Raw genomic sequence first — 13,802 nt, 5'->3', positions numbered from 1 at the left:
GAGCCGGGCTGTTGTTGCTTACCTAAACCAATAATAAGCAAACATAACCATCTGGGAGTTATCTCCCTGCATAAAGGAGCTATGCAAATGAAAACCTTCAAGAGCAAGTTAGCCGTTGCGTTAATGGCTGCTGGTCTGAGCTTCGGCGCGGCGGCTGCCAACCTGAATTTAGCTTACGATGCTGACCCGGTATCTCTGGATCCGCATGAGCAATTGTCTGGTGGTACGCTGCAACTTTCTCACATGACCTATGATCCGCTGATCCGTTTTACCCAGTCGATGGAGTTTGAACCCCGTCTGGCAACGTCGTGGGAGCGTGTGGATAACAGCACTATGCGCTTTAAGCTGCGTGAAGGCGTAAAATTCCACTCCGGCAACACCTTCAGCGCTGATGACGTGGTCTGGACCTTTAAGCGTCTGAAATCTTCTGCCGACTTCAAAGGTATCTTCACCCCTATCGTGGATATCAAAAAAGTGGATGCCAACACGGTTGACGTGATCACTGACGGCACCTATCCACTGATTGAAAACGTCATGACCTACGTGTTCCCGATGGACAGCAAGTTCTACTCAGGCCAGACCGCCGACGGCAAAGACAAGTCTGAACTGAAGAAAAACGGTTCAACATTTGCTTCTACCAATATCTCAGGTACCGGTCCGTTCAAAGTGGCCAGCCGCGAGCAAGGCGTGAAGGTTGAGTTCGAACGTTTTGCTGATTACTGGGACAAAGACAGTGAAGGCAATGTCGATAACATCACGCTGCGCCCAATCAAAGAAGACGCTACCCGTGTGGCAGCCCTGCTGTCTGGCGATGTTGATATGATTGCGCCTGTGTCGCCGAATGATTATCAGCGTATCAAGAGTAACGATAAGCTGGATCTGGTGACTATGCCGGGTACCCGTGTCATTACTTTCCAGCTGAACCAGAAAGTGGCCGAGCCACTGCGTGATGCGCGTGTTCGTCAGGCGATTGTGTATGCGGTGAACAATGAAGGTATTGCTGAGAAGATCATGAAAGGCGCAGCGACGCCTGCCGGCCAGCAGAGCCCTGTGGGTTATGCCGGTTACAACGAGTCGCTGACCCCGCGTTATGATCTGAAAAAAGCACAGCAGCTGATGAAAGATGCCGGTTATGAGAACGGTTTCTCTATCACTATGATTGCGCCGAACAACCGCTATGTGAACGATGAAAAAGTCGCTCAGGCTGTGGCAGCGATGCTGGCGAAAATCAAGGTTAAAGTTGATCTGCAAACTATGCCAAAAGCACAGTACTGGCCGGAGTTTGATAAGTGTGAAGCCGGTATGCTGATGATCGGCTGGCACCCGGACACAGAAGATTCAGCGAACTTTACTGAGTTCCTGACCATGACCCGTAACGCTGACACAGGTAAAGGCCAGTATAACTGCGGTCATTACTCGAACGCTGAAGTTGATAAGCTGGTTGAAGCGTCTAACACGGAAACCGATCTGGAAAAACGCAGCACTATGCTGAAGAAGGTTGAAGAGTTGCTGTACAACGACGCTGCCTTTGTTCCACTGTACTGGCAAGATCCGTCTTGGGCTGCCAAGAAGAATGTGGACATCAAACCTATCGTGAACGGTATGGACTTCCCGTACCTGGGCGATTTGGTTATCAAGTAATACCTTTCGTAATTCAGGCTCCGGCGCTGGCCGGGGCCTGATTATGGATGTCTAAAGAGGCAAGAAATGTTTACGTTTTTGGTCAAGCGCCTGGTGCAGGCACTGGTAGTGATGTTTGTGATCAGTCTGGTGGCGTTTGCTATCCAGGACAATTTAGGCGATCCCCTGCGTGAGCTGGTGGGACAGTCTGTGTCCGAAGCCGAGCGAGATGCGCTGCGGACTGAAATGGGCCTCAACGATCCCTTTATGGTGAAGTACGGCCGCTTTATTTCGAAAGCTGTTCAGGGGGATTTAGGTAACTCTTATTTCTTCAAACGTCCGGTTGTTGACGTGATTCTGGACAAGCTGGTAGCCACACTGGAACTGGTGTTTGCTGCGTCACTGATTATTGTTGTGGTGTCGATCCCCCTAGGCGTTTATTCGGCCATACACCCCAACAGCGCCCTGACGAAAGTGATCATGGGCTTTAGCATAGTAGGTATCTCCATTCCGGTCTTTTTGACCGCCATTATGCTGATGTATGTTTTCTCGATCGAATTAGGCTGGTTGCCTTCGTTCGGACGGGGTGAAACGGCGAATATATTCGGTTGGAATTCCGGCTTTTTTACGCTGGATGGTTTGGCGCACCTGGTGCTGCCGAGTATCTCTCTGGCCTCTATCATGCTGCCGCTCTTTATCCGCCTGGTGCGCTCTGAAATGCTCGAAGCGCTGAGTACCGAGTACGTGAAATTTGCCCGTGCTAAAGGTCTGGCTCAGAACAAGGTGTATTATCAGCATGCCCTGAAAAATACCATGTTGCCGGTGATTACTGTGGGCGGGGTGCAGATAGGGACTATGGTAGCCTATACAATCCTGACTGAGACAGTGTTCCAGTGGCCGGGAACGGGTTTCCTGTTCCTGGAAGCGATTAACCGGGTGGATACCCCATTGATTACCGCTTATGTCATTTTTGTTGGCCTGATCTTCGTGGTGACCAATACCCTGGTTGACCTGCTGTACGGCCTGATCAACCCAACCGTTAACCTGACCGGCAAAGGAGCGTAATCATGACGACCAAGACGACTGACGCGCCTTCACGCTGGCAGCGTTTTCTGAATTCAGATTTCATTTATTTCTTTAAAAAAGACAAAGTGGCGATTGCCAGTTTTACCGTGTTTCTGCTCTTTGTGCTGACGGCGCTGTTCGCACCTCTGCTGTCGCCAATGAATCCGTATGATCTCAACAGTATTGATATTATGGACTCAGAGCTGGCACCGTCATGGATGGAATTTGGCGATGCCCGTTTCCTGCTGGGTACGGATGATCAGGGCCGTGATATTCTGTCGACCATTATCTACGGGCTGCGCATCTCACTGGCCATTGGCCTGTTTGCCGTCGCGCTGCAGCTGTTTATCGGCATCATAGTCGGACTGTGTGCCGGTTACTTCGGTGGCCGGATTGACAGCTTCCTGATGCGTATTGCCGATGTCCAGCTGTCGTTCTCGACTATGATGGTGGCGATTATCGTGTCGGCAATTTTCAAAGCCAGCTTTGGCAGTGACTTTTACAGTCAGTACGCCATTTTGATGCTGGTGGTGATCATAGGTATTGCTGAATGGCCGCAGTATGCACGTACTGTGCGGGCATCTGTGCTGGCAGAGAAGAAAAAAGAGTATGTTGAAGCATCCCGCGTGATGGGCCTGAAATCACTGCGCATTATGTTCCGTCATATTTTGCCGAACTGCCTGTCGCCTATCCTGGTGATCTCCACCGTGCAGGTGGCCAATGCCATCATGTCGGAAGCGGCACTGTCCTTCCTGGGGCTGGGGATGCCGGTCGATCAGCCTTCACTGGGCTCGCTGATCAGTATCGGCTTTAACTACATCTTCTCGGGTTCCTGGTGGATCACTGCGTTTCCTGGCATTGTGCTGGTGACTCTGGTACTGGTGATCAACCTGCTGGGTGACTGGCTGCGTGATGTCTTTAACCCTAAGGTTTACAAAGGGTAAAGCCGGGCCACCTACCGCTTACCTTCTTAACAACCCCTGCCGCGGCAGGGGTTGTTGTTTTCCTCGCAATACTCCTGATCTGTCCCCGCAGCAACGCGTCAAAACAATGCGCTAAAGCATTGCACTCGCAGAAGTTTAATTTTTCGCTATTTATTCAATGGCTTAATTTGTAAGTAAATTGATACAAACTGCTTACACGTGCTTACCAAGCACTCAGTGACTTACAGACCCTCCCGATGAATAATTGATAAACAAAAAGTTAACAAATCAGCAACAATGCGCGCGCCAGCCCAGTGGGGTAATCGGTGCCGGGATGCGGCTGTTTGGCAACGACAATAATAGTTATCCAGGGAGGATAAAACGTGAAAGGTCTGAACAAAACACTAATGGCGGCAACTTTGGCGTCGCTGCTAACGGGACAAGCACACGCCGGCAATGTTGAAGTGCTGCATTACTGGACATCAGGTGGCGAAGCGGCAGCGCTTGCCATTCTACAAAAGATGATGAAGGAGGAAGGTCACAGCTGGACGGACTTTGCGGTGGCTGGTGGCGGCGGTGAAACGGCCATGACAGTGCTGAAGTCGCGTGCCATTTCGGGTAATCCGCCTTCCGCCTCTATGATAGCTGGCCCTGAAATTGCCCAGTGGGGTGATCTGGGTGTGCTGGCAAAACTGGATGAGGTTGCCACCAGTGAGCGCTGGGACGCTTTGCTGCCAAAAGCCGTGGCCGACATCCATAAATATCAGGGCAGTTATGTTGCCGCACCGGTGAATGTACACAGGATCAACTGGATGTGGATTAACAAGCCGATTCTGGATCAGGTGAACGGTGGCAAAGTGCCACAAAGCTGGGATGAGTTCTTCGTCTTTATGGATAAGGCTAAGCAGGCCGGTTTCGTCGCGTTTGCCCATGGCGGGCAGGACTGGCAGGACGCCACTGTGTTTGAACAGGTTGCTCTGGGAGTCGGTGGTGACGACTGGTATCGCCAGGCCTTTGTGGCGTTGGATAAGCAGGCGCTGAGTTCTGACACCATGACACAGGCTTTTGCGACCTTCAAAAAGCTCAAATCCTACATGGATCCGGGCATGCCGGGACGTGACTGGAACCTGACTACCGCGATGGTAATAGACGGCAAAGCCGCTGTGCAAATCATGGGAGACTGGGCAAAAGGGGAGTTTGCCGCCGCCGGTAAACAGCCAGGCAAGGATTATCTCTGTGCCACAGTGCCGGGAACGCAGAATACGTTTAACTTCAATGTTGATGCTTTCATGATGTTTGAGCAAAAGAGCAAAGAGGCACAGGCGGCCCAGGAGGACTTATCTCGCCTGCTGGTGTCGAAGGAATTTCAGGAAGAATTCAACCTGAAAAAAGGCTCCATTCCGGTACGTCCGGATGTGTCACTGGCCCGCTACGACAGCTGCGCCAAGCAGTCGATGTCTGATTTTCAGGCCAGCGCAAAATCCGGCTCACTGGTACCCAGCTTTGCCCATGCCATGGCAATGGAACCGGCAGTCAGCGGGGCCGTGTATGACGTCGTGACGAATTATTTCAATGATAATGACATGACGGCGGATGCGGCCACCTTGCGTCTGGTGTCGGCTATCGAGCTGGCGCAGTAATCCCCGTCAGCCACACAGGCCGGTACAAACGGGTACCGGCTTTCCTGCCTATTTTGACAAGAGCCTTGTTATGACTATTGGAACCCAAGCTCAGCCACTGTCGGGCGCGCCGCCACGGGAAAGTCTGGCCGACAAACTGCAAGCCGTGTTGCCGAAGATAGTGCTAGCCCCCTCCATGGTGATCACTCTGGTGTTTACATATGGATTTATTCTATGGTCGTTGGTGCTGTCGTTCACCAACTCCCGAATGCTGCCTAAATATGATTTCATCGGTCTGAGCAATTACAGCAAATTGTTCAGCATGGATCGCTGGACGGTGGCCTATACCAATCTGTTTATTTTTGGTTTTCTGTTTATTGTGATCGCGATTTCGGTGGGCACGCTGCTGGCCATATTGCTGGATCAGAAGATACGGGCCGAAGGTGTGCTGCGAACAATTTACCTGTACCCGTTTGCACTTTCCCTGATTGTGACAGGCACCGCCTGGAAGTGGATACTCAATCCTCAAATCGGTATAGAGAAACTCCTGCACGACATCGGCTTCACCAGTTTCCAGTTTGACTGGCTGGTGGATAAGGACATGGCGATTTACACCATAGTGATTGCGGCAGTGTGGCAGGCATCAGGTTTTGTGATGGCCATTATGCTGGCCGGGTTGCGAGGGGTAGACAGCGCCATCATCAAAGCCGCGCAGATAGACGGTGCAACCATGCCGACGATTTATCGTCGCATCGTACTGCCTATCATGCGGCCGATCTTCTTCAGCTGCTTCATCATTTTGTCCCATCTGGCGATCAAGAGCTTCGATCTGGTGGTGGTGCTGACATCCGGCGGGCCTGGCTACTCGAGCGATTTACCCGCCACTTTTATGTATCAGTATGCGTTTGGACGTAACCAGATTGGTATTGGCTCGGCCAGCGCCATGATCACCCTGATGGGCTTTATTGCCATTCTGATCCCCTACCTGTATTTCGAACTGAGGAAGAAGAAGCATGGTTAATGCCAATTGGAGCCAGCAAGCCGGGCGGGCTTTCACGTATCTGGTCCTGATACTCTTTGCGCTGTATTTCATCATGCCGCTGGTGGTGATGGTGTTTAATTCACTGAAAGATTTAGCCGAAATACGGACCGGTAATCTGATACTGCCGCCACAGTCTCCGACCACAGAGGCCTGGCAAAAAGCCTGGTCATCCGCCTGTACCGGCTTGAGCTGCGAAGGCGTGTCTGCCTATTTTTGGAATTCTTTCAAAATCACCTTACCGGCTGTGGTGCTGGCGTCAGCCATAGGCGCAATTAATGGCTATGTCCTTGCAAAGTGGCGCTTCAGGGGCAGCGAAGTGTTCTTCGCCTTGATGCTGCTGGGCTGTTTCATTCCCTTTCAGGCGGTGTTGCTGCCAATGGCACAGACGCTGGGCTATCTCGGATTGGCGAACTCAGTACCCGGCCTGATTCTGGTCCATACCATTTATGGGATTCCGTTCACGACCCTGTTTTACCGTAATTATTACGTGGGCCTGCCGACTGAGCTGATTTCTGCCGCCAAGCTGGACGGTGCCGGTTTTTTCCAGACGTTTTACCACATAGTGTTACCGCTCTCAGGCCCGATCATAGTTGTGACGCTAATCTGGGAGTTCACCAATATCTGGAACGACTTTCTGTTTGGTGTGGTGTATTCCGGCCCGACGTCTCAGCCGATCACCGTCGCTCTCAACAACCTGGTCAACACCAGTCACGGTGTAAAGGAATATAACGTGGATATGGCGGCCGCCATTATTGCCGCTATCCCGACCATTTTTATCTACATCATCTCCGGTAAGTATTTCCTGCGTGGACTGGTTGCCGGTGCAGTCAAAGGATAATGACGATGTCGAGCTTACATATCAAAGACGTAAATAAGCATTATGGCGATTACCACGCGCTGAAAGAGATAGATATCAAGATAGACAGCGGTGAGTTTCTGGTGCTGGTGGGCCCGTCCGGCTGCGGTAAGTCAACGCTGATGAATACTATAGCCGGGCTGGACAGTATCAGTGACGGCGCGATTTTGTTAGGCGACAAAGACGTGACGCATTTGTCGCCTAAAGACAGGGACATCGCCATGGTCTTTCAGTCTTATGCGCTGTACCCCAGTATGACGGTACGCCGCAATATCGCCTTCGGATTGGAAATGCGCAAAGTGCCTCAGGCCCAGATTGCTCTGGAAGTCGACAGAGTGGCGACTATGCTGCAGATCGATCATCTGCTCGACCGCAAGCCGGCAGAGTTGTCGGGCGGCCAGCGCCAGCGGGTTGCCATGGGCAGAGCCCTGGCCCGTGAGCCGCAGATTTACCTGTTTGATGAGCCGCTCAGTAACCTGGATGCCAAACTCAGAGTGGAAATGCGCACTGAAATTAAGAAGCTGCACCAGCGGCTGAAAACCACCATAGTTTACGTCACCCATGATCAAATTGAAGCCATGACACTGGCCGACCGCATTGCTGTGATGAAAGACGGTGTCTTGCTGCAGCTTGCCAGCCCGGAGCAGATTTACAACAACCCGGTCAATATGTTCGTGGCGGGCTTTATGGGCTCACCCTCGATGAATTTCATACGCAGCTACCTCAGAGCACTCAATGACGGCTTGGCGATAGAACTGCATAACCGGGACGGCGAGCGGGTCAGTATTCCTTTGCCTGAGAGAGGAAAAGATTTGTCAGCCTGGGTGAATCGTGAAGTGATACTGGGGCTTCGTCCTGAGCAGATCCGTCAGGCAACGGCGAATTCGCCGGCAGTGTTTGAAAGACATATCAATAATCAGCTGGATGTGGTGGAACCGACGGGGGCGGATACGCTGGTGGTTACACAGTTTAACGATCAGGATGTGACCGCGAGATTAGACCCTGAAAGTCATCCTGTGTCGGGACGCGATTTCTTATTCGCGGTCGATGTGAGCAAAGCGGTGCTGTTCGATCCGGACAGTGAGGACAGGATTTATTAAGTGCTCAGAGATGCAGGTATAAAAAAGCGGCTGTTTCCAGCCGCTTTTTTCAGGGGGATGTTATGCGTGGTCTTAGAAAATCAGGTGAGCCATCAGCGCGATAACCGGTAGGGTGACCAGGGTACGCAGAATGAAGATCACGAACAGCTCCCAGGCCTTCACCGGGATCTTGCTGCCCAGCAGCAGAGCACCGATTTCAGACATATAAATCAGCTGTGTTACAGACAGTGCTGCAATCACAAAGCGAGTCAGATCACTCTGGATTTCCGTTGCCAGAATCGAAGGCAGGAACATATCAGCAAAGCCGACGACTATGGTTTTAGATGCTTCAGTTGCTTCCGGAATCTGCAGCAGTTCCAGCAGCGGGATAAAGGGTTTACCCAGCCAGTCAAACACAGGTGTGTTCTCGGCAACCAGCAGCGCCAGTGTACCTATGGCCATGACAACAGGCAGGACACCGAACACCATATCGACAGCGGCTTTGACACCGTCATTGACCACTTTGCGCAAGCTGGTGACTTTGTTGGCGCGCTCAAAGGCTTTTTCCAGACCGAAGCTCAGCACAGTGTGGCCGTTAGGCAGGGCATCCATGTTGGCATCGGCCGGGGTACCGCAGACAAATTCATCACGCTTACGGCTCAGAGGCGGCAGGCGCGGAACAACAATGGCAGCCACCACACCCGCCAGACATACAGTGGCGTAGAAAGGCAGGAACATGTGTTCCAGGTTAACCTGCGCGATCACAACCAGACTGAACGTAATGGAAACGGCAGAGAAAGTGGTACCAATAACCGCCGCTTCACGCTTGGTATAGAAGCCTTCTTCATACTGTTTGCTGGTCAGCAGGACCCCGACACTGCCGTCAGCCAACCAGGATGCCATACAGTCGATAGCTGAACGCCCAGGCAAGTTAAACAGCGGGCGCATGATTTTGGTCAGCATTGCTCCGAAGAATTCCAGCAGACCAAAGCTCGTCAGCAAAGGCAGGAAAAAGCCCGCACACAGGAAGACCGCAAACAGCATGGGCAGCAGGTCGTTCAGTACCAAGCCGCCGGTATTTCCGTCAAAGATAGCAACCGGACCGACTTTAAAAAACGTCAGGATGGCAAAGGTCGCACCCAGTAATTGAACGATGTACCAAGGCAGGCTTGGCTTAAACAGATTGGCAATAAAAGGTTTACGTTCAATAAAACGGGGTTTGATGAGGCGAACCAGAGTCGAGCAAAGCGCCGTCAGGGTGATGACGGTGGTGACGATGGCCGTCAGGCTACCTTCAAACAGGTTCTGGATTGCTTTTGCCATTAAGGCAATAGGGATGGTTATCTCTCCACCTACGGTGATTGGTGCCATAAACAGCAGCACACCGATGAATGATGGCAGAATAAACATGAGCCAAGGCGCTTTACGCTTGTTTGCGCCAGTTATCACTTGTTCTGACATGATTGACCTTTAAGTAACTGATACAACGTGTTTTTGTGCTGAGTTGAGTGGTTCTTCCCAGCATGAACATGCAGTTATTATTAATATAATCGTGTCGGAGGTTACATTTTTTATCACTGCAATGGAATACTTCTCTGAAAGAATCATCTAATTATGCATTGTAAATTAGACGTTATGATAAGTTACTCACGTTTAACAACGATATATCTTGCATTACAATTTACGCTGGTATTACACATCGGCGGGATTTGTGCAGCACTTCACTGTTATTGACATTGTCATTGTTAAGCGTAAAGCCGCTTATATAATGGGCGCTTCTTGATGACTTTTTTGACAAATTCACGGCAAAAAAATACTAATACTTATGAATATTAAATTGCAGGGACTCACACTGGCAGTGGCTACGGCTTTGTCAGTCAGCACATTTTCCGCTCAGGCAGCGGTAAACGGTGCAGATGCACGCAGCGTGGCGATGGGCGGCACAGGTGTCGCGTCCGCCAGTTATCTGACAGCCAGCTTTTATAACCCGGCGTTGGTGGCACATTATAATAAGACCGATGATTTTGGCGTGTTATTGCCAGCGGTGGGGGTCAGTATTCATGATCCGGACGAGCTGAATCAGAAAGTGGAAGATTTCCAGGATGTTAATGACGAACTGGAAATGGCGATAGATAATAGCGGCGGCAGCCCGGTTTCTGATTCCCTGGTCAATGAATGGAAAGCGGCACTGATGGGCATGGATGAGGGTAAACTCAAGGCTGACATCAGTATCGGAGCGGCCGTTGCGGTGCCGAACCGTTATCTGAGCATGAGCCTGTTCACTCAGGCACAGATTGTCAGCCTGGCTCAGGCCAACATTGATCCTGATGATTTGGCTGGTGTGGATGGCTCGAATCCGCCGGATCTCGACAATCTTCAGTCTGATGTGCTGGGGATTGCTGGTGGCATCGTCGATGTCGGTTTAACCATGGGTAAATCTTTCGAATTACCTACTGTCTCCCTGCCGGAGCAGAAGGTGTCTGTGGGTATCTCACCTAAGATTCAACAGCTGATTGCCGTGAGCTTCCAAAACACTGTCAGCCAGTTTGATAACAGTGACTTCGAATTTGAAAACGAATATCAGGATGATACGGCCTTCAACCTGGATATCGGTCTGGCTTACCAGCCGATCCCAACAGTAACTCTAGGGTTCAGTGGCCGTAACTTGTTTAAGCAGGAGCTGGAAACCAACACACCGGAATCCCCCGCAGGTCAGCCAGGCAAATTTACCAGTAAGACTTTGCTGGTTGAGCCTAAATACACTCTGGGTGCTGCATACAGTAACAGCTGGTTTACCGCTGCCGCTGATGTGGATCTGACTGAGCAGAAATATTTCAAAGAGTTTGATCTGGCGACGCAATATGCACGGCTGGGTATGGAATTGAATGGCTGGGACTGGGTGCAGTTCCGTGCCGGTTACAGCTTGAGCCTGACTGATTCTGCTGAAGATACCATGAGTGCCGGTATCGGCCTGAGTCCGTTCGGCGTGGTTGCGGTTGATCTGGCATTGCAATACGGCCAGGACAACAATTATGGTGCGGCCCTGCAGTTCGGCTTTACTATGTAATCACCTGGAAAAGTATAGTGCTCACCCCGTCATAAATTTGGCGGGGTGTGTATATGATAAATAGATTGATTACATGTAATCATGGCAGTGGATCAAATAACAGAAATAATCTGAATGAAGTTTTCACAATCCTTTGAATTAAAATATAAAAATAATTTCTGATTTTTTGATATTAATTAGAATTCCCCAGAATATTAGCTAACCTCATAAGCAATGAAGTTAATCTTCATTTAACTGCTAAATAACAAAATAAATAAAGAATCGATCTTTATTTTTATCGTCTCCGGAATTTTTAATCATGCTTTTCATTCGGTTAAATTATTATTCAGCGAATAGCACGGTTAAAAGGGGGCTCACAAAAAAATATGAGGAACAACGTCATGGCAAATATTAATAAAGTCGAAATCGTCATCGACTGCGAAGCAATTGAAAATGGTGCACAGGGCTATCAAGCCGTTCAGATGTTTGCTGATCCCAGTCTGGTTATCGATAATTCACAGGGTTCTTATGAACTGAGCATTAAGGTCAATAACGGCGATGTGATTCGCTGGTCTGCGTTTCCGAAAGTGAGTGTTTCGGAAGATGGCAGTCATTATTCAGTTCTTATTGACGCTGAACATGAATGGAACAGTACTTTGATCAAAGGCTGGTCGGCGTATCAGGGCAATACACAAGTTTATGTCTATCAGGAAGACGGTATTCCGATGAATGACAGCGTTAACGTACCATTTGTACGCCAGACGGCCTACATGCCGTATGTTCAGGCTGAAGCCACACTGCCAGGTCGCCCGAATCCGGGTACTCAGCAAAAAGCGGCGTATACATTCTGGGTACAAGTCTTTAAAGATGATCAGCTGATTAAAGAAATTAACTGGGACCCATATGTGACTGCCATTCAGCCATAATTTGTTTTTATAACACCCAATAGCGAGCGTTATTTTCTCTCGCTATTGGATCTTATCTAGTCTTTATTTATTAAAGCATTTCATCTTTAAGCGGTTTTCATCACAATTACTGCAGCGATAACCACAAAAATACCTGTCCAGCCAAGCGGTGAAAGTCGCTGTTTAAACAAGACAGAGCCGCCAATGGCGGTGCCCAGAATGCCTATGGCGCCCCATGACGCATAAGCCACCGCCAAATCAATCTCTTTGACGGCCTGAGCCAGCAGCGTAAAGGCACACAAGACCAGCGCGATAGACAAGCCTCCCCAGAGTTTGTGCTTGAAGCCGTTCGAACGGGTCAGTGCCATGTTGGCGGCAATGTCGACCAAAGCCGCGAGCACCACAAAGCCGAAGGACAGGGTAAAGAACTGACTCATGATCGGCTCCTTGCTGAGGTTGAGTGCGGTATTGAAGACTTAGCCTGGGTGGCACGGCAGTCTGGCTGCGCTTCACCCAACGTCACCATTACAATACCTGCCACGGCTAAACCCAGGCCAAGCAGTTCCTGACTGTTCAAATCGGCCTTGAACACCAGCAGTGACACCAGAGTGATCAGGGTAATACCCAGCCCCTCCCATATCGCATACGCTACACCTATGGCAATTCTCTTCGCCGCCAGCGACAGGAAGTAATAAGACACAGTGATCAATAGATACATGACCGCATAACCCCAGAGTGCGTCTTGCTGGCCGAGCAGATTCATGGTGCTGGTACCGGCGACTTCAGAAGCGATAGCCAGTAGCAGAAAGATTCGTGCAAGAAGCATCATTCACCTTTAAATGAACTTAATTAAATGCATAACATTGAAGGACATGAAATCCCGCCAGCAGGGAGAAAAACGCTGAAACCGTACTTTTGTTGACTGTGCAGTAAAATGTTATGGAGTAAGGCTAGAGTAGCCCGCGATATTCGGCCTGGACAGGTAATTGAGATATTCATTTTTGAATATCTCTTGGTGGTTCAGAGCGGGTGTTTGAACAGGTTCTTTACAATACGATGTAAATGCTGGTGCATCGGGTGATTTCTGTTGGTCTGCAAAAAACCGCCGGAGATAACAAAGTCACTGAATTCCCGGTTGACGGCAGGCATAGGGTAGGCAACCAGATCCGGAAAAAGCCGAATGGAGCTTTTGCTGGCGTACATGATGGCATCGGTATTGCGCAGCATCTCGGCTGCGACGCGTAAACTGTAGGTTTTGAGCAAGACATTCGCCGGATGTTGTGGCTTCAAAAAGCGTTCGACTACTGGCTAGAGAAAGGTCGGTCGATTGTTGTTCAAAGGTATAAAGGTCGCTGCGAAAAACTGGAGCAGTATCGGCAAAGCTTGTGGTTATTCCTGAAACATGAATCCATCCCGCTTACCAATAATGAAGCTGAACGGCGAATACGTGGCAGCGTTATTCAACGCAAAATCAGCTTTGGTACCACCTCAGATGCAGGTGATAAGTTCAGAGGTCGAATGCACACGTTGGTAGAAACCTGCAAGAAACGTGCGCTATCAAGCCTGTCTATACTGGCGCAGGTCGTACAGGCGGTCTCGGCTCGTTAACCATACCCAAACGCTCTGGTCTGTAGGCAAAAGTCAATT

The 13,802-nt window shown here is 50.1% G+C and carries 13 protein-coding genes and 1 pseudogene; 10 read left to right on the top strand and 4 right to left on the bottom strand.

The window, feature by feature from the left end; genetic code table 11:
• Window positions 1–87: 87 nt before the first annotated feature.
• From KCG43_RS09975 to KCG43_RS09945, 7 genes are all read left to right on the top strand, one after another.
• Window positions 88–1,641, top strand: coding sequence for an ABC transporter substrate-binding protein (locus KCG43_RS09975; protein ID WP_192016085.1), 1,554 nt, complete (start codon window positions 88–90; stop codon window positions 1,639–1,641).
• Between the two features lie 66 nt (window positions 1,642–1,707).
• The gene (locus KCG43_RS09970; RefSeq protein WP_192016084.1) at window positions 1,708–2,685 is read left to right on the top strand and encodes an ABC transporter permease; all 978 of its coding nucleotides are present in this window, start codon (window positions 1,708–1,710) and stop codon (window positions 2,683–2,685) included.
• Between the two features lie 2 nt (window positions 2,686–2,687).
• Entirely contained in the window at window positions 2,688–3,629 is a 942-nt protein-coding gene (locus KCG43_RS09965) for an ABC transporter permease (RefSeq protein WP_218384589.1), read from the top strand.
• Between the two features lie 386 nt (window positions 3,630–4,015).
• Window positions 4,016–5,248, top strand: coding sequence for an ABC transporter substrate-binding protein (locus KCG43_RS09960; RefSeq protein WP_218384625.1), 1,233 nt, complete (start codon window positions 4,016–4,018; stop codon window positions 5,246–5,248).
• 70 nt (window positions 5,249–5,318) lie between these two features.
• Window positions 5,319–6,248, top strand: coding sequence for a carbohydrate ABC transporter permease (locus KCG43_RS09955; RefSeq protein ID WP_218384587.1), 930 nt, complete (start codon window positions 5,319–5,321; stop codon window positions 6,246–6,248).
• A complete protein-coding gene (locus tag KCG43_RS09950; protein WP_192016081.1) occupies window positions 6,241–7,107 on the top strand; it encodes a carbohydrate ABC transporter permease in 867 nt (288 codons plus the stop codon). The genes KCG43_RS09955 and KCG43_RS09950 overlap by 8 nt, the downstream gene beginning before the upstream one ends.
• A 5-nt stretch (window positions 7,108–7,112) precedes the next feature.
• Entirely contained in the window at window positions 7,113–8,225 is a 1,113-nt protein-coding gene (locus KCG43_RS09945) for an ABC transporter ATP-binding protein (RefSeq protein ID WP_218384585.1), read from the top strand.
• Window positions 8,226–8,297: 72 nt separating this feature from the next.
• Here the strand turns inward: KCG43_RS09945 and KCG43_RS09940 are convergent, their stop codons facing one another.
• The gene (locus KCG43_RS09940; protein ID WP_255557932.1) at window positions 8,298–9,665 is read right to left on the bottom strand and encodes a YjiH family protein; all 1,368 of its coding nucleotides are present in this window, start codon (window positions 9,663–9,665) and stop codon (window positions 8,298–8,300) included.
• 364 nt (window positions 9,666–10,029) lie between these two features.
• Between KCG43_RS09940 and traF the strand changes: the two genes are divergently transcribed.
• On the top strand, window positions 10,030–11,271 hold the full coding sequence (gene traF, locus KCG43_RS09935; RefSeq protein WP_218384582.1) for a conjugal transfer protein TraF: 1,242 nt from the start codon (window positions 10,030–10,032) through the stop codon (window positions 11,269–11,271).
• A gap of 380 nt (window positions 11,272–11,651) precedes the next feature.
• Window positions 11,652–12,176 carry an AidA/PixA family protein gene (locus tag KCG43_RS09930; RefSeq protein ID WP_192016078.1) on the top strand — a complete coding sequence of 175 codons (525 nt, stop codon included), beginning with the start codon at window positions 11,652–11,654 and terminating at the stop codon, window positions 12,174–12,176.
• Window positions 12,177–12,262: 86 nt separating this feature from the next.
• Here KCG43_RS09930 and mdtI read toward each other — a convergent pair whose 3' ends face one another.
• The 3 genes from mdtI to KCG43_RS09915 form a co-directional block, all read right to left on the bottom strand.
• Entirely contained in the window at window positions 12,263–12,592 is a 330-nt protein-coding gene (gene mdtI / locus KCG43_RS09925) for a multidrug/spermidine efflux SMR transporter subunit MdtI (protein WP_192016077.1), read from the bottom strand.
• Window positions 12,589–12,981: an SMR family transporter gene (locus KCG43_RS09920; protein WP_218384621.1), complete on the bottom strand. Its 393-nt coding sequence runs from the start codon at window positions 12,979–12,981 to the stop codon at window positions 12,589–12,591. The genes mdtI and KCG43_RS09920 overlap by 4 nt, the downstream gene beginning before the upstream one ends.
• Before the next feature lie 194 nt (window positions 12,982–13,175).
• Entirely contained in the window at window positions 13,176–13,445 is a 270-nt protein-coding gene (locus KCG43_RS09915; protein WP_237582910.1) for a hypothetical protein, read from the bottom strand.
• Between KCG43_RS09915 and KCG43_RS09910 the strand changes: the two are divergent.
• Window positions 13,404–13,763: pseudogene (locus KCG43_RS09910) on the top strand (transposase); the annotation flags it as partial. The gene KCG43_RS09915 and the pseudogene KCG43_RS09910 sit on opposite strands and share 42 nt — an antisense overlap.
• Window positions 13,764–13,802: the final 39 nt, after the last annotated feature.

Origin of the sequence: Photobacterium sp. WH24, from assembly GCF_019204055.1 — a bacterium.
Lineage (GTDB): Bacteria > Pseudomonadota > Gammaproteobacteria > Enterobacterales > Vibrionaceae > Photobacterium > Photobacterium arenosum.
This window is presented reverse-complemented; position numbering and strand designations above follow the sequence as displayed.